Annotated in this window: 23 protein-coding genes; 18 read left to right on the top strand and 5 right to left on the bottom strand. The window is 71.8% G+C overall.

The genetic code is table 11. The annotated features are described in order from the left end of the window. Window positions 1–36 precede the first annotated feature (36 nt). The 11 genes from IE317_RS36190 to IE317_RS36140 all read left to right on the top strand — a co-directional run bounded on the left by IE317_RS36190 (window position 37) and on the right by IE317_RS36140 (window position 7,922). Window positions 37–804, top strand: coding sequence for an SDR family NAD(P)-dependent oxidoreductase (locus IE317_RS36190; protein WP_191315868.1), 768 nt, complete (start codon window positions 37–39; stop codon window positions 802–804). 101 nt (window positions 805–905) lie between these two features. Further along, window positions 906–1,658 carry an ABC transporter ATP-binding protein gene (locus IE317_RS36185; RefSeq protein WP_191315867.1) on the top strand — a complete coding sequence of 251 codons (753 nt, stop codon included), beginning with the start codon at window positions 906–908 and terminating at the stop codon, window positions 1,656–1,658. Beyond that, the gene (locus IE317_RS36180) at window positions 1,658–4,105 is read left to right on the top strand and encodes an ABC transporter permease (RefSeq protein ID WP_191315866.1); all 2,448 of its coding nucleotides are present in this window, start codon (window positions 1,658–1,660) and stop codon (window positions 4,103–4,105) included. The genes IE317_RS36185 and IE317_RS36180 overlap by 1 nt, the downstream gene beginning before the upstream one ends. A 27-nt stretch (window positions 4,106–4,132) precedes the next feature. Then, window positions 4,133–4,696: an orotate phosphoribosyltransferase gene (pyrE, locus tag IE317_RS36175; protein WP_191315865.1), complete on the top strand. Its 564-nt coding sequence runs from the start codon at window positions 4,133–4,135 to the stop codon at window positions 4,694–4,696. Between the two features lie 105 nt (window positions 4,697–4,801). After that, window positions 4,802–5,353: an RNA polymerase sigma factor gene (locus tag IE317_RS36170; RefSeq protein ID WP_191315864.1), complete on the top strand. Its 552-nt coding sequence runs from the start codon at window positions 4,802–4,804 to the stop codon at window positions 5,351–5,353. Then, the gene (locus tag IE317_RS36165) at window positions 5,344–5,898 is read left to right on the top strand and encodes an Asp23/Gls24 family envelope stress response protein (RefSeq protein WP_373309202.1); all 555 of its coding nucleotides are present in this window, start codon (window positions 5,344–5,346) and stop codon (window positions 5,896–5,898) included. The genes IE317_RS36170 and IE317_RS36165 overlap by 10 nt, the downstream gene beginning before the upstream one ends. Next, a complete protein-coding gene (locus IE317_RS36160; protein ID WP_191315863.1) occupies window positions 5,895–6,257 on the top strand; it encodes an Asp23/Gls24 family envelope stress response protein in 363 nt (120 codons plus the stop codon). The genes IE317_RS36165 and IE317_RS36160 overlap by 4 nt, the downstream gene beginning before the upstream one ends. Continuing rightward, the gene (locus IE317_RS36155; protein WP_191315862.1) at window positions 6,254–6,532 is read left to right on the top strand and encodes a hypothetical protein; all 279 of its coding nucleotides are present in this window, start codon (window positions 6,254–6,256) and stop codon (window positions 6,530–6,532) included. Before IE317_RS36160 ends, IE317_RS36155 begins: the two co-directional genes overlap by 4 nt. A gap of 49 nt (window positions 6,533–6,581) precedes the next feature. Beyond that, window positions 6,582–6,758, top strand: coding sequence for a hypothetical protein (locus IE317_RS36150; protein ID WP_191315861.1), 177 nt, complete (start codon window positions 6,582–6,584; stop codon window positions 6,756–6,758). A 109-nt stretch (window positions 6,759–6,867) separates the two neighbouring features. Next, window positions 6,868–7,257 carry a DUF2784 domain-containing protein gene (locus IE317_RS36145; RefSeq protein WP_191315860.1) on the top strand — a complete coding sequence of 130 codons (390 nt, stop codon included), beginning with the start codon at window positions 6,868–6,870 and terminating at the stop codon, window positions 7,255–7,257. A 14-nt stretch (window positions 7,258–7,271) separates the two neighbouring features. Beyond that, complete coding sequence (locus IE317_RS36140; RefSeq protein ID WP_191315859.1) at window positions 7,272–7,922, top strand: TrmH family RNA methyltransferase; 651 nt, start codon at window positions 7,272–7,274, stop codon at window positions 7,920–7,922. Between the two features lie 3 nt (window positions 7,923–7,925). Here IE317_RS36140 and IE317_RS36135 read toward each other — a convergent pair whose 3' ends face one another. Together IE317_RS36135 and IE317_RS36130 are read right to left on the bottom strand one after the other, a co-directional pair. Then, complete coding sequence (locus IE317_RS36135) at window positions 7,926–8,894, bottom strand: cellulase family glycosylhydrolase (RefSeq protein WP_191315858.1); 969 nt, start codon at window positions 8,892–8,894, stop codon at window positions 7,926–7,928. Window positions 8,895–8,962: 68 nt separating this feature from the next. Beyond that, window positions 8,963–11,098 (bottom strand): molybdopterin-dependent oxidoreductase, encoded by a 2,136-nt coding sequence (locus tag IE317_RS36130; RefSeq protein WP_191315857.1) that lies wholly within the window; start codon window positions 11,096–11,098, stop codon window positions 8,963–8,965. A gap of 51 nt (window positions 11,099–11,149) precedes the next feature. Between IE317_RS36130 and IE317_RS36125 the strand changes: the two genes are divergently transcribed. Continuing rightward, window positions 11,150–12,178 (top strand): glycoside hydrolase family 76 protein, encoded by a 1,029-nt coding sequence (locus tag IE317_RS36125; protein WP_191315856.1) that lies wholly within the window; start codon window positions 11,150–11,152, stop codon window positions 12,176–12,178. Here the strand turns inward: IE317_RS36125 and IE317_RS36120 are convergent. The 3 genes from IE317_RS36120 to IE317_RS36110 all read right to left on the bottom strand — a co-directional run bounded on the left by IE317_RS36120 (window position 12,143) and on the right by IE317_RS36110 (window position 14,639). Then, window positions 12,143–12,655 (bottom strand): GNAT family N-acetyltransferase, encoded by a 513-nt coding sequence (locus tag IE317_RS36120; RefSeq protein WP_191315855.1) that lies wholly within the window; start codon window positions 12,653–12,655, stop codon window positions 12,143–12,145. The two genes, IE317_RS36125 and IE317_RS36120, sit on opposite strands and share 36 nt — an antisense overlap. A 10-nt stretch (window positions 12,656–12,665) precedes the next feature. Next, window positions 12,666–13,532, bottom strand: coding sequence for a LacI family DNA-binding transcriptional regulator (locus tag IE317_RS36115; RefSeq protein ID WP_191315854.1), 867 nt, complete (start codon window positions 13,530–13,532; stop codon window positions 12,666–12,668). A 69-nt stretch (window positions 13,533–13,601) separates the two neighbouring features. Beyond that, a complete protein-coding gene (locus IE317_RS36110) occupies window positions 13,602–14,639 on the bottom strand; it encodes a LacI family DNA-binding transcriptional regulator (RefSeq protein WP_191315853.1) in 1,038 nt (345 codons plus the stop codon). Between the two features lie 107 nt (window positions 14,640–14,746). Here IE317_RS36110 and IE317_RS36105 point away from each other — a divergent pair, with 107 nt between their 5' ends. Genes IE317_RS36105 through IE317_RS36080 form a run of 6 tightly spaced genes read left to right on the top strand, consistent with a single transcriptional unit; the run spans window position 14,747 to window position 19,751 of the window. Next, window positions 14,747–15,763 (top strand): substrate-binding domain-containing protein, encoded by a 1,017-nt coding sequence (locus IE317_RS36105; protein ID WP_191315852.1) that lies wholly within the window; start codon window positions 14,747–14,749, stop codon window positions 15,761–15,763. Continuing rightward, window positions 15,760–16,749, top strand: coding sequence for an ABC transporter permease (locus tag IE317_RS36100; RefSeq protein WP_191315851.1), 990 nt, complete (start codon window positions 15,760–15,762; stop codon window positions 16,747–16,749). Before IE317_RS36105 ends, IE317_RS36100 begins: the two co-directional genes overlap by 4 nt. Continuing rightward, on the top strand, window positions 16,746–17,552 hold the full coding sequence (locus tag IE317_RS36095) for an ATP-binding cassette domain-containing protein (protein WP_191315850.1): 807 nt from the start codon (window positions 16,746–16,748) through the stop codon (window positions 17,550–17,552). Before IE317_RS36100 ends, IE317_RS36095 begins: the two co-directional genes overlap by 4 nt. Then, the gene (locus tag IE317_RS36090) at window positions 17,549–18,382 is read left to right on the top strand and encodes a PfkB family carbohydrate kinase (protein ID WP_373309201.1); all 834 of its coding nucleotides are present in this window, start codon (window positions 17,549–17,551) and stop codon (window positions 18,380–18,382) included. The genes IE317_RS36095 and IE317_RS36090 overlap by 4 nt, the downstream gene beginning before the upstream one ends. Next, complete coding sequence (locus IE317_RS36085; protein WP_043787338.1) at window positions 18,379–19,014, top strand: nucleoside/nucleotide kinase family protein; 636 nt, start codon at window positions 18,379–18,381, stop codon at window positions 19,012–19,014. The genes IE317_RS36090 and IE317_RS36085 overlap by 4 nt, the downstream gene beginning before the upstream one ends. After that, entirely contained in the window at window positions 19,014–19,751 is a 738-nt protein-coding gene (locus tag IE317_RS36080; protein WP_191315849.1) for an SDR family oxidoreductase, read from the top strand. Before IE317_RS36085 ends, IE317_RS36080 begins: the two co-directional genes overlap by 1 nt. Window positions 19,752–19,768 lie beyond the last annotated feature (17 nt).

Genomic DNA, 19,768 nt, shown 5'->3' with positions numbered 1-19,768 from the left:
CACGTCCGCCCGTGACCAGCGAGTATGTTCACCCACATGACCACCACCACTCTCATAACCGGTGCCACGGCGGGCATCGGCGCGCAGTTCGCGCGCACGCTCGCGGCCGAAAAACATGACTTGGTGCTCGTCGCCCGCGATGCCGCGCGGCTGGAGGCCTACGCCGCTGAGCTGCGGGAAAAGCACGGAGTGGCGGTCGAGGTGCTGCCCGCCGATCTGTCCGAAGTGGACGGACGGACGGCGGTGGAGGAGCGGCTCGCGGCCGGGCCGGTCGACCTCCTGGTGAACAACGCCGGTTTCGGGCTGAACGGCGACTTCTGGACCATCCCGCCGGACGCGCTGCAGCGCCAGCTCGACGTCAACGTCACCGCGGTGCTGCGGCTCACCCGGGCCGTGCTGCCCGGCATGATCGAGCGCGGCCACGGCGAAATCATCCAGGTCAGCAGCGTGGCGGGGTTCTTCAGCGGCCGCGGCTCGACGTACACGGCGAGCAAGAACTGGGTCACGTCGTTCACCGAAGGCATCGCCGCTTCGCTGCCGAAGGGTGTCCGGATGATGGCGCTCTGCCCCGGTTTCACGGCGACGGAGTTCCACGAACGGGCCGGCATCGGCAAACCCGGCCCGAAAATCGCCTGGTTGGGTGTCGAACAGGTGGTCAACGAGGCTCTGGCGGACCTGCGCCGCGGCAAGGTGATCTCCGTGCCGAGCCTGCAGTACAAGGCCGTCGTCGCGCTCGGCGGCCTGCTGCCGCGCGCGGTGCTGCGCCGGATCAGCGGCGGCTTCGGCGGCAAGGGCCGCACCTGAGGGCACTTTCCCGTGAAAGTGCCGCGGTAGGGCTGTCCCCACCTGGAAGACGCACGCGCGCACCAGGGTGATCGCCGGGCCGTCCCCCTAGCGTTTTCCCCATGACAACTGGGTGGCACGAGGCAGCGGACGCGGTCCGGCTGGAAGCCGTGCGCAAGGAGTACGGCGGGGTCGTCGCGCTGGACGGGGTCTCGATCTCGTTCCCCCGCGGCGGGTTCACCGCGGTGATGGGCCCGTCCGGCTCGGGCAAGAGCACGTTCCTGCACTGCGCGGCCGGTCTCGACCGGCCCACGTCCGGCCGGGTCGTGCTCGACGGCCAGGACCTCGACGGCAAGAACGAGACCTACCTGACGAAGCTGCGGCGCGACCGCGTCGGTTTCGTCTTCCAGTCGTTCAACCTGCTCCCGGCGCTGACGGTCGAGCAGAACGTCGTGCTGCCGCTGCAGCTGGCCGGCAAGCGCCCGGACAAGCGGCTGGTGGCCCGGATCCTCAACCACGTCGGGCTCGACGGGCGCCGCAAGCACCTGCCCGGGCAGCTCTCCGGCGGTCAGCAGCAGCGCGTCGCGATCGCGCGGGCCCTGGTCACCGACCCGGCCGTGCTGTTCGCCGACGAGCCGACCGGCGCCCTCGACACGCGCACCGCCGCCGAGGTGCTCGGCCTGCTGCGCGACTCCGTCCGGGCGTCGGGCCAGACGGTGATCATGGTGACGCACGACCCGGTCGCCGCGTCCTACGCCGACCAGGTCGTCTTCCTGGCCGACGGCCGGATCGCCGGGCAGCTGGCCCGGCCGACCGCGGAAGCCGTCGCCGAGCGGATGACCCACCTCGGTGCCTGGGGCCGGGTGGCGGCCTGATGTTCAAGCTCGCCCTGCGGACCCTCCGCCTGCGCAAAGGCGGCTTCCTGGCGACGTTCGTCGCCGTGTTCTTCGGCGCGCTGGTCGTCTCGGCGTGCGGTGGCCTGATGGAGACCGGCATCCGGTCCGAGACGCCGGTGCAGCGGCTGGCCGCGGCGCCGATCGTCGTCGGCGGGCAGCAGACGCTCGAGCTGCCCAAGGAGGACCCGGCGACCCTCGAGCCGGACGACAAGCACAAGTTCGAGAACGCGACCCTGCCCGAGCGCGTCCGGCTCGACGCGGGCCTGGCCGACCGGCTGCGCGCGGTCCCCGGCGTCACGAACGTCGTCGGCGAATACAGCTTCCCCGTCCAGTCCGGCCCGGCGAGCGCGCTCGGGCACGCCTGGGATTCCGCCGTGCTGACGCCGTACACGCTGAAGGGCGACGCGCCGAAGCCCGGCGAAGTCGTCGTCGACGCCGGGCTCGGGCTCGCCGTCGGGGACACGCTGCCGATCGCCGCGCACGGCCGCGTCGGCCAGTACCGGATCTCCGGCACCGCCGAAGCACCCCAGGCCATGCGGGACGCGGCCGTGTTCTTCGCGCCTTCGGACGCGGAGACGCTCTCCGGGCACCCGGGCCGCTTCGACACCATCGGCGTCTTCGGTGGCGATGTCGCTGCCGTGACCGCGGCCGTCGGGGACGCCGGGGTCGTGACGACCGGCCTCGACCGCGGCGCGCTGGAGTTCCCCGAAACAGGCAAGAGCGGCGAGAACCTGATCGTGCTGGCCGCCGTCTCGGGCGGGCTCTCGGCCATGGTCATGGTGTTCGTCGTGGCGGGCACGCTGACCCTGTCGACGCAGCAGCGCCAGCGCGAACTCGCGCTGCTGCGCGCGGTCGGCACGACCCCGCGCCAGCTGCGGCGGATGGTGCTCGGCGAGGCGCTCGTCGTCGGGCTGCTCGCGGTCGGCGCCGCGGTCGCGCTCGGCCCGGTGCTGGCGAAGTGGCTGTTCGGCGAGCTCGCCGACCACCACGTCGTCCCCGACGTGCTGGTGTTCGAGCAGGGCTGGGTGCCGGCGGTGGTCGCCGCGGGTGCGTCGCTGCTGGCCGTCGTCGGTGCGTCCTTCGTGGCGGGACGGCGGGCCTCGCGGATCCGCCCGACCGAAGCCCTCGCCGAAGCCGCCGTCGAGCGGCGCTGGCTGACGCCGATCCGGCTGATCACCGCGATCCTGTGCTTCGGCGGCGGGACGGCGCTCGGCATCGTCACGGTCGCGGTGATGACCGGCCCGGTCGCGGCCAGCACGGCCGGCCCGGCGGTGATGCTGTGGGCGTTCGGGCTCGCGGCGATCAGCCCCGGCGTGACGAAACTGGTGGCCACGCTGCTGAGCGGGCCGGTGCACGCGCTCACCGGCGTCAACGGCCGGGTCGCGCTGCGCAACACCCGCGTCGGCGCGGTGCGGGCGGCCGGCGCGGTCACGCCGATCATGCTCGCGGTCGGCATCGCGACCGCCAACATCTACCTGCAGACCACCCAGGAAGCCGTCTCGAACCAGGCCTACACCGAGGACCTGCGCGCGGACGCGGTCGTGGCCGGCCCGAGCGGGCTCGATCCGTCCGTGGCGGGCCGCGTGCGCGCCGTCCCGGGCGTCGCGAGCGCGTCGGAGTACGTGACGAGCACGGTGTTCGTCGAGAAGCCGTTCGACTCGGGCCAGAACGACGACGGCCGGCCCGCGCTGGGCGTCAGCGAGCTGACCGGGAACGCCGTCGAGGTGCCCTCGGCGTTCGGCCACCACGTCGGCGACACGCTGTCGCTGCGGCTCGGCGACGGCACGCCGGTGGACGTCCGGGTCACCGCCGTCGTCGACCAGCGTCCCGGGTTCGAACAGCTCGTGCTGCCCGCGAGCCTGCTGGCCCCGCACACCACGCTCGGGCTCGCCCCGCAGCTGCTGGTCCGCGCCGCTCCCGGCGTCGACGGGGCAACGCTGACCGCACGCCTGCGCGAGGCGACCGCCGGGCTGCCGGTGTCCGTCGGCGACCGCGGCACGCTGATCGCGGCGCACGCGAAGGGCAACGAGGTCGGCGCCTGGGTCAACTACCTGCTCGTCGGGATGATCATCGCGTACACGGTGATTTCCGTGGTGAACACGCTGGTGACGGCCACCGCGCGACGGCGGCGCGAATTCGGGGTGCAGCGGCTGAGCGGCTTCACCCGCGGCCAGGTGCTGCGGATGGCCGGCGTCGAAGGCGGCTTGATCGCGACCATCGCGGTGCTGCTCGGGACGCTGACCGCGGCGGGCGCGATCGTGCCGTTCTGCCTGGTGGTGACCGGCTCGCCGCTGCCGTCGGGCCCGGTGACCATCTACCTGACGGTGCTGGCGATCGCCGTGGTGCTCGCGCTCGTGGCGATCCTCGTCCCGGCCTGGGCCGCGACGCGCGGGCGTGCGGTCGACGCCACATCCGTCGGTGAGTGAGCCCGGCCGTGTGTAAGACTCACGGCCGTGGCGAACCCCGGGTTGGATCAAGCGGCGAAACTCGAACTGGCCAGGCTGGTCACCGATCTTTCCGTGGTGCACGGAAAAGTGACCCTGGCGTCCGGCAAGGAAGCCGACTACTACATCGACCTCCGGCGGGCGACGCTGCACCACGCGGCCGCGCCGCTGATCGGCAAGCTCCTGCGTCAGCTGACGGCGGACTGGGACTACGTGGCGGCCGGCGGCCTGACCCTCGGCGCCGACCCGGTCGCGCTGGCGATGCTGCACTCGGCGGCGAACGACGGGGTCGTGCTGGACGCGTTCGTCGTCCGCAAGTCGGTCAAGGAACACGGCATGCAGCGGCGCATCGAGGGCATGGAGGTCCGCGGCCAGCGCGTGCTCGCGGTCGAGGACACGTCGACGACCGGCGGAAGCGTGCTGACGGCGGTCGAGGCGCTGCGCGAAGCGGGCGCGAACGTGGTCGGCGTGGTGACGGTCGTCGACCGCGACACGGGCGCGCGCGAGGCGATCGAGAAGGAAGGCCTCGAATACCGGTACGTCCTCGGCAAGGACGACCTCGGCCTGGAGTGAACGTCCACCGGGGCGGATCGCTGGATTCGCCCCGGTGACCGCCGTCACCCAGAATCACTGCGTGACGTTTTCCGCCCGCCGGTGTCCTCCCCTCGAGGAGGTGCCGTGACGACGACTACGCCGCTGGACGACGTGACGCTCGTCAGCCGGGCGCGGGACGGCGATGTCCGGGCGTACGAACAGCTCGTGCTGCGCTACCAGGGCCCGATGTTCCGGCTCGCCGTCAAGATGCTGGCCCACCGCGGCGACGCCGAAGACGTCGTGCAGGAGGTGTTCCTCAACGCCTGGCGCAAGCTCGGCCAGCTGAGCGAGGACGCCGCGTTCGTCGGCTGGCTCTACCGGGCGACCACGAACCGCTGCCTCAACACGATCCGGGCGCGCAAGCCGCAGGCCGACGTCGACCTCGACACCGCCGAGTCGCCCCTGGCCGATCTCCAGCCGGAGCGGGCCGCCCAGGTGAGCGGCCAGCTCGCCGCGTTGAACGCGGCCTTGGAGCAGCTGACGCCCGAACAGAAAGCCTGCTGGCTGCTGCGCGAAGTCCACGGCCGGTCCTACGACGAGATCGGCGCCATCGTCGGCGTGAACGCGACCGCGGTCCGCGGCCGGATCGCGCGCGCCCGTGCCCAGCTGGCGGAGGTGATGAAGCCGTGGCGATGACGGGCTACGAGCTGCCCTGCGAACGCGATGTCGAGCAGGTGTGGGAGCGGCTCGACGCGGTCGCCGACGAGCACGAGCTCAGCTGCCCGCACTGCGGGGCCGCGCGCGAGAGCCTGCTGGCGCTGCGCGAGGCGACCACCGAGCTGGCCGCCGAGGAGGACGCGCCGTCGCCGGACCTGTTCGGGCGGATCATGTCGGCGGTGCGGGCCGAGGTGCGGCGCGGCTCGACGGTGCGCCTGCCGACTCCGGAACCCGGGTTCGTCGAGGTCAGCGAGCAGGCGGTGGCGGCGGTGCTGCGGTACGCGGCCGACACGGTCGACGGCGTCCGGGCGCGGCGGTGCCGGGTGCGGACCGGGCCGGACGGCGTCGAGGTGGAACTGACCCTCGCGGTGAGCCTGCGGACCGTCGCGGGCGGGGCCACGCTGGCGAAGGTGCGGGAGCGGGTGACCGCGGCGGCCACGGCCCGGGTGGGCCTGACGCCGGCGAAGCTCGACCTGCTCGTGGAAGACATCTTCGAGGAAGACGCCGGGGAGCCAGGGCCATGAGCGTTGACTACGTGATCGCCGACCCGGTGATCGCCGGGGTGGCGGCGCGGGCGGCGATCGCCACGCCGGGTGTGGTGCGGCTCGAACCGGGCCTGCGCGGCCTGGTGACGGCGTGGACGCGTGCGGCCCGCGGGCGCTGGAAGGGGCTCGACCCGGCGCCGTCGGACGGTGTCCGGGTCCGGACCGCCGACGGCCGGCTGACGGTCGAGATCGACCTGGTCACGGCCGGGGCCGACCAGGCGGCGGCGGTCGGCCGGGCCGTCCAGCGCTCGGTGACGCGGTTCGTGGCCGAGCAGACCGGCTTGGCCGTCGACGAGGTGTGGGTGTCCATTCTGGACATCGAGCCGGAAGCCCGGTGACCGCGGCCGAAGCCGTCGAGCGGATCGTCGGCGCTCTCGCGCAGGTGAACGGCCTCCGCCCGGCGACCCCGGCGGTGCCGATGGGCCGGGACGGCACGGCGGTCGACGTGACGGCGGAGCGCGTCGAGATCCGGCTGATCGCCACGCGGCTGCCGATCCCGCCGCTCCTGGACCAGGCCGCCGAGGCGGTGCGGCCGGTGCTGGCGGGAACCGCGTGGGCGAACGCCCGGCTGCGGCTGGTCGTCACCGATCTCGACGGCGCCGCATTCGGCTGAGCGCGAAATCGCGCAGCCGCGGTGAGGGCCCGGGCGTACCGTCGAGCGCATGGACGAGCCGTCGAAGCCCGGCGAGCCGCCGGAACCCCACCGCCCCCGCGACCCGAACCGGACGAAACCGGACGGCGCGCCGGACCAGTACCCGCACGAGGAACCGACGCAGTACCCCGGCAAGCGGCCACCGGAATTCCCACCGGGCGTAACCCCTCCGTCACCGCGCCAGTGAACGGGTTGCTCTGCTGGGTTGAACATCACACGGATGGGCACTAATAGGAGGGGACAACTGCGGTCGGCGGAGTAAAGTCGCTGGTAGGGGGATTGGTGGAGGGGGTGCGATGGCGAAGTTCCTGGCCGACGTGACCATCGTCGTGCACATCCTGGCGCTGCTGCTCATCGGTTTCGGCGGCTTCGTCGCGTGGCGCTGGCCGAAGCTGATCTTCATCCACATGCTCGGACTGGCCTGGGGCATCCTGGTCAACGTGGCACCCGTGGCGTGCCCGTTTACCGCGCTGGAGAACTACTTCCGGCACCAGCAGGGCCTCGGCGATCTGCCCGGCGGCTTCAACGCCTACTACCTCTACGGCACGGTCTTCCCGCAGTCGTGGCTGCCGGCCATCGGCATCGGCGCGATCGCGGTGGTCGCCTACTCCTACGTCGGCGTCTACCACCGCTGGCGCCACCGCCACGACGAGGAAACCCACGTGCGTCCCGTCCACCTCGGCTGAGCGAGAATCACCGGGTGAACACAACACCCGGACCCACCGAGTGGGTGAGCCGCGAAGAGGTCGGCGTCGGCCCGTGGCCGGGTGAGTGGCCCGCGGACGAGCGGTACGACCCCGAGCTGCTGCGCGACGGCGACCGCCGCAACGTCGTCGACGCCTACCGCTACTGGCGCCGTGAGGCCATCGTGTCCGATGTGGACAGCCGACGGCACCCGTTCCACGTCGCGATCGAGAACTTCCAGCACGACCACAACATCGGCACCGTCGTCCGCACGGCCAACGCCTTCGCCGCGGCCGAGGTGCACATCGTCGGCCGCCGCCGCTGGAACCGGCGCGGAGCCATGGTGACCGACCGCTACCAGCACCTGCGCCACCACGACGACGTCGGCGGCCTGGTCGCCTTCGCGGCCGAGCACGGCCTGGCCGTCGTCGCGGTGGACAACACGCCGGGCTCGCAGCCGGTCGAGACGGCCGAGATCCCGCGCGAATGCGTGCTGCTGTTCGGCCAGGAAGGACCCGGGCTTTCCGCGGAGGCGCAGGAAGCCGCGTCGCTGGTCGTGTCGATCGCGCAGTTCGGCACGACCCGCTCGATCAACGCCGGGGTCGCGGCCGGGATCGTCATGCACGCCTGGATCCGGCAGCACGCCGATCTCGGCCGCGCCTGGTGACGGCTACAGGCCCCAGCCCCAGCGCAGCTGGGCGACGCCCGTCGCGTTGTTGACCTCCAGGCCGCTGCCGCTCTGCCGCGTGATCGAGTACGTGTCGCCGGACCGCAGGCCGGGCCAGTAGACGACGCCCATCTGCCGGGAGCGCGCCAGGTCGGTGGTGGCGGCGAAGTACGCGGTGAAGTTGTTGCCGTCCTGGTGGCCGGCGGAGTAGTCCAAGCCGGTCGTCATCGGGGCACCGGCCTCGTCGATGATCGTGCGGGAGGAGTACGACCCGAGCCGGTTGCTGAGGTTCGCCGTCCAGGCCGAGCGGGTCGTGTCCGAAGCCCAGAAGCCGTAGAAGTGCAGCGACAGCAGCGTGCCGTTCAACGCGCTCGCCGCGCCGACCCCGGTGACGTTGTCGTTGTAGCCGGTGCCGCTGATCAGCACCCGGCCGCGCGGGATGTTCGAGTGCCGGGACAGCCAGGTGGAGCAGAGGGACACCCAGTCGTTGAGGCGGTAGCCGAAGGGCTCGTTCATCGGCTCGAAGTACACGTTGGCGTTGCCGCCGTAGTCGGCGGTGACCTTGTCCCACATGGTGTTCCAGGCGTTCGTGTCGTCGACGAAGCCGTCCTTGTTCGCTTCCCAGTAGCCGAAGATGACCTTCATGCCGTGGGACAGCGCCGAGTCCGCGGCGCCCTTGTACCGCCCCCACCAGTCGGAGTTGACGCTCTGCGGGTTGATCGGCAGCCGGACGGTGTTCGCGCCCAGCTTCTGCTGGAAGCCGGTGATGATGCCGTCGGCCTTGCCGCGGACGCTGTCGTAGCTGTCCCCGGCGGTGAGGCCGGTCGGGATCACCCAGCCGTCCACGTAGTTGTCGCGGGCATCGGCCCAGTTGACGCCGCGGAAGGCGTTGGTCGCGGCCGCGGCTTCGTGCGGGACGGCGAAGAGGGGAACGAGCAGGAGAGCGAGCAGGCAGTGACGAAGACGGGCCATGCGAACTCCGATGTTCACGTAAACATGCCGGTCGCAGAATCCTTGACGGCTCGCCGCGGTGTCAAGGCTCAGGCGGGGGCGACCTCGACGGGAATGCCGTTCAACACCGACGTTCCGGAGGGCCTGTCCAGAAATGTCTCATCCGTGAGGAGGTTCGAGTTCACGCCGGGGTTCGCGCGTGCCACCCGCGTTCGCGAGCCGTCGGCGTCGTGGCCCCAGCCGTGCGGGATGCTCACCACGCCCGGCCGCACCTCGTCGGTGACCTCGACCGGGACCTGCAGCTTTCCGGCGCGGGAGGTGACCGAGGCGAGGCCACCGTCGGTGAGGCCGAGGCGCGTCGCGTCGGCGGGGTGGACCTGCACCGTGCACCGGTTGCCGCCGCGGACCAGCGGGGCCAGGTTGTGCATCCACGAGTTGTTCGAGCTCAGGTGCCGCCGCCCGATCAGCACGAGCCCGTCGTCCGCCGTCTTCGCGAGTTCTTCCCGCAGCCGCGGGACGTCCGCGACGATCGGCTCGGGTGCCAGCTCGATCCGCCCGGACGCGGTGCACAGCACCTCCGGGATCCGCGGCTTCAGCGGCCCGAAGTCCACCCCGTGCGGCGCGGCCTCGAGGTCGGCGAGCGTGACGTCGTACGGCCCGGCGCGCAGCATCAGGTCGACCAGGCGGGCGGGTCCGGTCCGGTCGTGGGTGACCTCCAGGCCCGCGCGGCGGGCGACGTCGGCGGCGACGAAGTCGTCCAGCGCCGCGACGTCGGCCTCCGGGCCCTGACCGGCGACGATGCCGGTGAGCCGGAGCATGGTTTCCCACTCCTGCGGCAGCGCCGAGGGGAGCGTCGCGGGGGTCCAGTTGGCGACGTTGCGGATGGACAGCTGGTAGAAGGCCAGGTCGAAGTGCGGGCGTTCGAGCGGCGACGGACCGGGCAGGATGACGTCGGCGTGGCGGGACGTCTCGTTGAGGTAGACGTCGACCGAGATCATGAAGTCGAGGGTGTCGAGCGCCGCGGCCAGGCGTCCGGCGTTCGGCGTGCTCAGGCAGGGGTTGCCGCTGACCGTGATCAGCGCGCGGACCTGGCCCTCGCCCGGGGTTTCGATCTCGTCGGCGAGGGTCGCGACCGGCAGTTCGCCGACGACCTCGGGCAGGCCGCGCACGCGGCTGTGCCAGCGCCCGACGGCGAACGGCCGCCGGTTCCCGGTGGGCTGGCACGCGGCCAGCGGGAACATCGCGCCGCCCGGGGTGTCGAGGTGGCCGGTGAGCACGTTGAGGACGTCGACCAGCCAGCTCGCGATGGTGCCGAAGGCCTGGGTGGTGGTGCCGATCCGGCCGTAGACCACAGCGTTGTCCGACGTCAGCTCCCGGGCCATCCGGCGGATCTCGCCGGCGCCGATGCCGGTGTGCGGCGCGACGGCGTCCGGGGTGAACGGCCGGGCCAGCTCGCGGACGTCGTCGAGGCCGTCGAGGTGTTCTTCCAGACGCCCCGGCGCCACGAGGTCTTCCGCGAAGAGGACGTTGACCAGCGCGAACAGCAGCAGTGCGTCGGTGCCGGGCCGGATGGCGTGGTGCTCGTCGGCGAACTGGGCGGTGCGCGTGCGGCGCGGGTCGACGACGACGATCTTGCCGCCGCGGTCCCGGATCCCGCGCAGCCGCCCTCGGATGTCCGGCGCGGTCATCAGGCTGCCGTTGGAGACGAGCGGGTTGGCGCCGAGGATCAGCAGGTGCCGCGTCCGGTCCAGGTCGGGGACGGGGATGGCGAGCGGGTCGCCGAACATCGTGCCGGCGGAGAAGTGCTTCGGCAGCTGGTCGACGGAGGTCGCGCTGTAGAAGTTCTTGGTGCCCAAGGCTTTGTAGAGCACGCGGCCGTAGAGCGTCAGCGCGATGTTGTGCACGCCGGGGTTGCCGGCGTAGACCGCGACGGCGTCCCGGCCGTGCTGCTCGAGGATCGGCGGCAGGCGGCGGGCGATCTCGTCGTAGGCCTCCTGCCAGCTGACCTCGACGAACTCACCGTCGCGCTTGAGCAGCGGGGCGATCAGCCGGTCGGGGTCGTGGTGCAGTGCGCCGAGCGACGCCCCCTTGGGACAGATGTACCCGCGCGAGAAGACGTCCTGCTCGTCACCTCGGACGCGCGTGACCTGCTGGTTCGCGTCGAGCGTCACTTCGAGACCGCAGGTGGCTTCGCACAGCGGGCAGGTGACGTGGGCCGTCGTCATGACCACCGAACATACCGAGCGGTATGTCGATGGGCAAGGCACGATTGCGTCATGGACGTCTCGGCCGCGGAACACGCGGTGACTTCGCGCCACCTGCGCCGGGTGTGGGCCCTGCCCGGCACGGTCCTGGGCCGCAGCCGCTGGCCGGCGGCGATGGATCAGCGGGTGCACTGGCACTGGAACTACTGGTGGCAGGCGCACCTGCTGGACACCCTGGTCGACGCCCAGCTGCGTGCTCCTTCTTCCGGCCGGCTCGCCTTGATCCGGTCCTTCGTGCGTTCGGTGCGGTTGCGCAACTTCGGCAAGTGGACCAACGACTACTACGACGACATCGCGTGGCTGGGCCTTGCGCTGCAACGGGTTTCCGCATTGGGGATCGACGTCGGCCCGGCGCTGGCGGCGATCGACACGCAGTTGCTGTCGGGCTGGACGTCAGCCGCGGGTGGCGGCATCTGGTGGCGCCGCGGCGACGACTTCAAGAACGCCCCGGCCAACGGCCCGGCGGCGATCTTCCACGCCCGATCGGGGAATCTCTCCCGGGCTCGCGAGATGACTGCGTGGCTGACGTCCACTTTGGTCGATCCGTCGTCCGGCTTGGTCTGGGACGGGATCCGGGCGGACACGGGCGAGCTGGTGAAGCACATTTACACGTACTGCCAAGGTGTCTACCTCGGTGCTTGCCTGGAACTGTCCTTAGTGGACGACGCGGCCCGGACCGTGCGGGCGGTCGCGGAGCACGTCGCGCCGGGAGGGGTCATCCGCGGCCAAGGCGGCGGCGACGGCGGCCTGTTCGCGGCGATCCTGGCCCGCTATCTGGCGTTGGCGGCACGCTCTCTGCCCGGTCCGGAGGCGGCGACGGCCCGGTCGCTGGTGCTGACATCGGCGGAGGCGTGCTGGTCGGGCGCGGCTGATGCGCCGGAGGGGCCGCTGTTCAGCGCGTACTGGGACCGCCCGGCGCCGTGGCCGTTGCCGGAGGACGCACCCGAGCGGGACCTGTCGGTCCAGGTGGGCGGCTGGATGCTCCTGGAAGCCGCGGCGACGCTGTCACCAGACGTCGCCGGCCCGCCAGTCGGCGGTTAGCCCGCCGTCGAGGTCCAGGGGCACCCGGCCGGGGAACACGTACACGCCGCCGTCCTCGTCCGCGGTGCGCCGGATGCCCGATGGCGTGAGCGCGAAGGTCGGTCCGCGCCACCGCTGCCAGCCCCGGCCCTCGTACAGCGCCACCGCCTCCTCCGAAGCGCTCAGCGCGCCGAGGTCGTAGCCGGGCAGCAGCCGTTCCAGCGCGGTCATCAACGCGCTCGCGTGCCCCCGCCGGCGTTGGTCCGCGCGAACGGCCACGCCTTCGACGTACCCGGCTCGGAGCACGCGCTCGCCGTGCAGCAGCCGTCGTTGGACGAGCGCGGCGTGGCCGACGAGCTCGGTGCCGTCGAAGGCGAGGGCGTGCGTGCCACCGAGGGCGTTCTCCCAGTCGGTGTCCGCGAACTCGCCCTCGAACGCGTCGTCGAGCAGGGCGCGGGTGGCTTCGGGCAGGTCGGCGGTGTGCGCGAGGCGGATCACCGCCCCAGTATCAGCACCCGCAGGAAGCGCCGTGGAGGAGTTTCGGGGTCAGCCACACCGACTCCGGGGGCCGGTCCGGGTCCGCCATACGCGACATCAGCAGCTGGACCGCCCGGCGGCCCAGGTCCGCGATCGGCTGGACCAGCGTCGTCACCGCCGGGCTCACCCGCCGCGCCCAGTCCATGTCGCCGTAGCCCACCACCGCCAGCTCCGAACCGATCCGGATGCCCCGGCGGTGGGCCTCGTACTGGACGCCGACTAGCATCGCCTCGTCCGCCACCACCAGGGCCGTCGGGGAGGGCCAGCCGTCCAGGAGCTTGGCCGTCGCGCGAGCCGCGCCGCCCGAGGTCGACAGCCCGCACTCCACCAGCTCGCGGTTGAAGCGCAGGCCCGCCTGCTCCAGCCCGAGCCGGTAGCCGCGGACGCGCTCGCGGCTGACCTCGAGGCCGTCGTCGCCCGAAATCAGGCCGATCTTCCGGTGCCGCCGGTCGGTGAGGTGGCGGACCAGCGACGCCACCGCGTGCACGTTCTCCGTGCCCACCTGGTCGACGTCGTTGCGCGCGGCCACGCGGTCCACCAGCACCGTCGGCACACCCATCCGGACCAGGCCGTTGATCACCGCTTCGTCGCCGGCCGAAGGCACCAGCAGCACGCCGTCCACCAGGTCCGCGCGCAGTGCGCGCACCACTGCGGCTTCTTCGCCCACGGTGTCTTCGGTGTCCGCCAGCACGACGTCGCAGCCCGCCTGCGCCGCGGCCGCCCTGATCGCGCGCAGCAGTTCGCCGGAGTACGGGTGCGTGTCGACACCCATCGCGACGCCGATCCGGTAGGTGACCGGGGGGTCCCACAACCGGAGGTCCGGCGAAAGTGCGGTCATAAGCCCTCGCAGACGCTCAGCGGCAACGTATCCGCTGAACGGCCGTACGGAGGTGTCAGGAACCCAGATTCACTGAAGTGAGTGAACCGGTGGGCAGCCGCACGACTCACGGTGACGCAGGGTGGGTGCCAGCCGGACCGTTTCGGCCTTGCGCGCCGGGTCGTTGATCCGGGCCAGCAGCAGCCGCACCGCCTGGCGGCCGATCTCCTCGATCGGCTGCGCCATCGTCGTCAGCGGCGGATCGACCAGGTCCGCCCACTCGACGTCGTCGTAGACCACCACCGGCAGGTCCCGCCCGATCCGCAGCCCGCGCCGCCGGGCCTCGTGCAGCACCCCGACCATCATGCTGTCGTTGCCGACGACCAGCGCCGTCGGCGGCTCGGGCAGGGCCAGCAGCGTGCTCAACGCCAGCGCGCCGCCCTCGCGCGAGGAGTTCCCGCAGGCCACGAGGTCCGACGACCAGGTCAGCCCGGACCGCCCGAGCCCCAGCCGGTAGCCGAGCACGCGCTCCTCGCTGGTCGACAGCCCGGGCACGCCGCTGATCATCCCGATCCGCCGGTGCCCGAGCGTCGCGAGGTGCGCGGTCAGCGCCGACGTCGCCTGGATGTTCTCCGACCCGACCTGGTCGACGTCGGTGCGGGTGGACAGGCGGTCGATCAGCACGGTCGGGACGTCGAGGGACACCAGCTCGCCGATCACCGGGCCGTCGCCGGGCGCCGGGGTGATGAGCAGGCCGTCGACGCGACGGGAGCGCAGCGCCCGCACGGTGTCACGCTCCGTTTCCGCCGCGTCGTGCGTGTCCGCCAGCAGGACGGTGTAGCCGTGCAGCGACGCCTCGCGCTCGATGGCCTGCATCAGCGTCGCGAAGTACGGGTTGGCCACCAGCGAGATCGCCATCCCGATCGACCGGGTGCCCCCGGTGACCAGCGAACGCGCGATCGCGTCGCCGGTGTAGCCGGTCGCCTCGATCGCCCGCAGCACCGCCGCCTTGGTGTCCTCGGCGACCGCGCGCGTCCCGTTCACCACGTGCGAGACGGTCGTGATCGAGACGCCCGCGAGCTCGGCGATGTCCCGCTGAGTCGGCCGCGAAGACTTCGATGAGGGCATCCCGATCCTTTCCGGCAAGCGTTTGCGCAAACGCTTGCGCGCCGAGAGCAGTCTGTCTACCTTCCCGACCATCGGCAAGCCTCGACACGAACAAAGGCTGGGAAACCATGAGACAGCGAAGTCTCACCGCGCTCACGCTGGCCGCCGTCCTCGCCGCGACGACCGGGTGCACGGTCGAGCGCCACTGGGGTGGCAACACCAACACGGGCGGGAGCGGCAAAGCCAAGGTCGGCCTGGTCACCAAGACCGACACCAACCCCTACTTCGTGGAACTCCGCAACGCCGCCAGAGCGGCCGCGCAGGCCAACGGCGCCGACTTCAGCGCGCTGGCCGGCCAGTTCGACGGCGACAACGACGGCCAGGTCCGCGCCATCGAGAACCTCCGCCAGCAGGGCGCGAACACCATCCTCATCACGCCCAGCTCGTCGACCGGCGTGCTCAAGGCGATCAAGGACGCCCGCGACGCCGGGGTCCTGGTCATCGCCCTCGACACCGCCACCGAGCCGGCCGACGCCGTCGACGCCACCTTCGCCACCGACAACTTCGCGGCCGGCGAGCAGCAGGGCGCCTACGTCAAGGCCGCGCTCAACGGTGTTCCGCCCAAGCTGCTGATGGTCGACGGGACCGCCGGCAGCACGGTCGACACCCAGCGGCACGGCGGGTTCCTCAAGGGCATCGGGCTCACCGACGGCTCGCCGGAGATCAAGGGCCACACCGCGGCCAACGGCGACCAGAGCCTGGCCCAGCAGGGCATGGAGAACCTGCTGCAGCGCAGCACCGACATCAACGCCGTCTACTCGATGAACGAGCCGATGGGCCGCGGCGCGTACGCGGCGCTCAAGGCCCGCGGGCTGACGAACCAGATCGTCATGGGCTCGATCGACGGCGGCTGCGAAGGCGTCCAGAACGTCAAGGACGGCCAGTTCGCCGCCACCGTCATGCAGTTCCCGAAGAAGATGGCCGAGCAGGGCGTGCTCGCCGCCGTCGAATACGCCAAGACCGGCAAGAAGCCGTCCGGGTTCGTGAACACCGGATCGGCTGTGATCACCGACAAGCCCCTGCCCGGCATCGAGAGCCACGACTCCGCCTGGGGCCTGCAGAACTGCTGGGGAGGTTCGAAATGACGACGGCAGTGGCAACGAAGGACCGTGAATCGCTCGGCGACTTCCTGCTCCGCGCGCCCGCGGTCGGCCCGGCGCTGGCGCTGGTCGTCGCGATCGTGGTGTTCTCGCTCGCCACGGACACGTTCTTCGACCTCGACAACCTGTCCACGGTGGTCCAGCAGTCGCTGGTCGTCGGAACGCTCGCGCTGGGCCAGACGCTCGTCATCCTCATCGCGGGCATCGACCTGTCCAACGCGGCCTCGATGGTCGTCGCGACGCTGATCATGGCGAAACTCGCCGCCGCGGGCACGAACGGCTTCGTCGCGCTGCTCGCCGGGGTGGTGCTGACGATCATCGTCGGCATCTTCATCGGCGGGCTCGCGACGCGGATCAAGCTGCCGGCGTTCATCATCACGCTCGGCACGTTCACCATGCTGACCGCGGTGTCGAAGCTGATCGCCGGCGGCCAGGCCGTGCCGGTCACCGACGGGCTGCTGCAGTGGCTCGGCACCAAGCGCTACCTGTTGGGCGGCATCCCGATCACCTACGGCATGACGCTGGCGCTGCTGATGTACCTCGGCATCTGGTACGCGCTGACGAAAACCGCGTGGGGCAAGCACGTCTACGCGGTCGGCAACGCGCCGGAGTCCGCGCGGCTGTCCGGGATCAAGGTCAACCGCACGGTGCTCTCGGTGTACATCGTGGCCGGCCTGACCTTCGGCATCGCCGCCTGGCAGGCGCTCGGCCGGACGCCGAACGCCGACCCGAACCAGTTCCAGCTCGGCAACCTCGACTCGATCACCGCCGTCGTCCTCGGCGGCACGAGCCTCTTCGGCGGCCGCGGTTCGGTGCTCGGGACGCTGATGGGCGCGCTGGTCGTGGCGGTGCTGCGGTCCGGGCTGACGCAGATGAACGTCGACGGCAACTACCAGGACCTCGCCACCGGCGCCCTGCTCATCGCCGCCGTCGTGGTGGACCGGATCGCGAGGAGGCAGCAGCAGTCATGACCGAACCGATCCTCCAGGCCCGCGGCCTGGTCAAGCGCTACGGCCGGGTGACCGCCATCGACGGCGCCGACTTCGACCTGCTGCCCGGCGAGGTGCTCGCCGTGGTCGGCGACAACGGGGCCGGGAAGTCGTCGCTCATCAAAGCTCTGTCCGGTGCGGTGGTCCCGGACGAAGGCGAGATCAAAGTGGACGGTCGGACCGTCCACTTCAAGTCCCCTTTGGACGCCCGGCACTACGGGATCGAGACGGTCTACCAGGACCTCGCCGTCGCGCCCGCGCTCGACATCGCGTCGAACATGTTCCTGGGCCGGGAAAAGCGGCTCAAGGGGCCGCTCGGGCTGTTCCGCAAGCTCGACACCGCCACCATGCGGGCGGAGGCGCAGCGGATCCTCGACGAGCTGGGCATCAACATCAAGTCGATCAGCCAGCCCGTGGAGACGCTCTCCGGTGGCCAGCGCCAGGGTGTCGCGGTGGCCCGCGCGGCCGCGTTCGGCACCAAGGCCGTGATCATGGACGAGCCGACCGCCGCTTTGGGTGTCGCCGAGTCCGGCAAGGTGCTCGACCTGATCGGCCGGATCCGCGACCGCGGCCTGCCGGTGGTGCTGATCAGCCACAACATGCCGCACGTGTTCGACATCGCCGACCGCATCCACGTGCACCGCCTCGGCAAGCGCGTCGCGCTCGTCTCGCCGAAGACGCACTCGATGAACCAGGTCGTCGGCCTGCTCACGGGCGCGTTGCGGCTCAACGAGAACGGTGAGGTCGAAGAAGCCGGGGCGACCCACGTGGCCGGTTTGAAGTGAAGGTGCTGCTGGCGGGTTTGTGCACAGTGGACCTGGTCCAGCGGGTCGAAGAGCTGCCGGCGCCGGGCGAGAAGGTGCAGTCGCTGCAGGTGGACGTCGCCGCGGGTGGGCCCGCGACGAACGCCGCGGTGACGGCGGCCGCGCTCGGCGCCGAAGCGACCCTGCTGACCGTCCTCGGTGCCCACCCGCTGGCGGCCCTCGCCCGCGCCGACCTGGAAGCCCACGGCGTCCGGCTGATCGACCTGGCCCCCGACCTGCCCGGCCCGCCACCGGTCAGCGCGGCCACCGTCCGCGACCGCGACGGCGAGCGCACCGTCGTCTCCCGCAACGCCGGAGGGCGGCACTTTCCCGGGAAAGTGCCCCTTTTGGCAGCGGATGTCATTTTGCTGGACGGGCACTATCCGGAACTCGCGCTGGCGGTCGCGAAGGGCGCGGAGGCCCCGGTGGTGCTCGACGCCGGGAGCTGGAAACCCGTGCTCGACGAGCTGCTGCCCCTGGTCGACGTGGCCGCGTGCTCCGCGCACTTCACCGCGCCGGAGCCCGGACTGCACGAGCGCGGCGTCCCCACCGTCATCACCACGGCGGGGCCCCGCCCGGTGCGCTGGTCCACTGCGGACGGCGGCTCGGGTGAGGTGCCTGTTCCCGCGGCGGAAGCGCGGGACACACTAGGGGCGGGCGACGTCTGGCACGGCGCGCTCGCCGTGGCCGTGGCCCGCGAACGGACGGTGACGGACCGGATCCGCTTCGCCAACGAGGTGGCCGCCGAACGGGTGCGGCATGTGGGACCGCGGTCGTGGACGACCGCGATCGCAGGAAGGAACAGGACATGACGGCGTTCGACGACCTGCTGGCCAGGGCCGAGGGGCTGACCGTGCGCGGGCAGCGCAACGTGCTCGGGATCGTGGGCGCGCCCGCGTCCGGCAAGACCACGCTCGCCTGGGCGCTGGCCAACGCGCTCGGCTCGCGCGCGGCGGTGGTCGGCATGGACGGGTTCCACCTCGCGCAGGTCGAGCTGCGCCGGCTGGGTCGCACCGAGCGCAAGGGCGCCCCGGACACGTTCGACGCCGCGGGCTACTACCACCTGATCCGCCGCCTAGCCGAAGGCCGCGAAACCGTGTACGCGCCGGAGTTCCGCCGCGAGATCGAGGAGCCCATCGCCGGGGCCGTCGCGGTCCCGCCGGAGGTCCAGCTGGTGATCACCGAGGGCAACTACCTGCTGCTCCCGGACGACCCGTGGAGCGCGATCCGGCCGCTGCTCACCGAGGCCTGGTTCCTCGCCCCGGACGAGCCCGAGCGCATCGAGCGGCTCGTGTCGCGCCACCGCCGCTACGGCCGTTCGCTGGTCGAGGCCCGGCAGCGCGCGCTCGGCTCGGACCAGCGCAACGCCGACCTCATCTCGCAGACGCGCGACCGCGCGGACCTGGTGCTGGAGAACCTGCCGCTGGCCAACTTCGCGATCTGATGCTCATCGTCACCGGCGGCAGCCGGGGCATCGGCGCGGCGATCTGCACCCTGGCCGCCGCCCGGGGCCACGACGTCGTCGTCAACTACTCGGGTGACCCCGCGCCCGCCGAAGCCGTGGCCGAGCAGGTGCGGGTGGCGGGCCGGCGGGCGCTGGCGTTCCGCGCGGACGTCTCCGACGAGGACGACGTCCGCGCGCTGTTCGACGCGGCCGCCGAGCTGGGGCCCGTCACCGGCCTGGTCAACAACGCGGCGATCGTCGGCAACACCCCGGGGCGGCTCGAGGACTACGAGGTCGACGTCGTCCGGCGCACCCTCGACGTGAACGTGACGGGGGTGTTCCTCTGCTGCCGCGAGGCGGTCCGCCGGATGTCCACCCGCCACGGCGGCGACGGCGGCGCGATCGTCAACATCTCCTCGACGGCCGCACGCACCGGCTCGGCCGGCGAGTGGGTGCACTACGCGGCGTCGAAGGCGGCCGTGGACACGCTGACCCTGGGGCTCGCGCAGGAAGTCGCGGCGGACGGCATCCGCGTCAACGCGGTCCGGCCCGGCATGATCGACACGGGCCTGCACGCGGCCGCGGGCATGCCGGACCGGATGGCGAGGTACGCGCCGCAGATTCCACTGGGCCGGCCAGGTCAGCCGGCGGAAATCGCCGAGGCGGTGTTGTTCCTGCTGTCGAGCGCGTCGTCGTTCACGACGGGCGCGATCCTGGAGGTCGGCGGCGGTCGGTGACCACTCGGGCACCGTCC

The sequence above is a fragment of the Amycolatopsis bullii genome (genome assembly GCF_014654205.1).
Classification (GTDB): Bacteria; Actinomycetota; Actinomycetes; order Mycobacteriales; family Pseudonocardiaceae; genus Amycolatopsis; species Amycolatopsis plumensis.
Note: the sequence above shows the minus strand (reverse complement) of the source record. Positions and strands in the feature narration are given on the sequence as shown.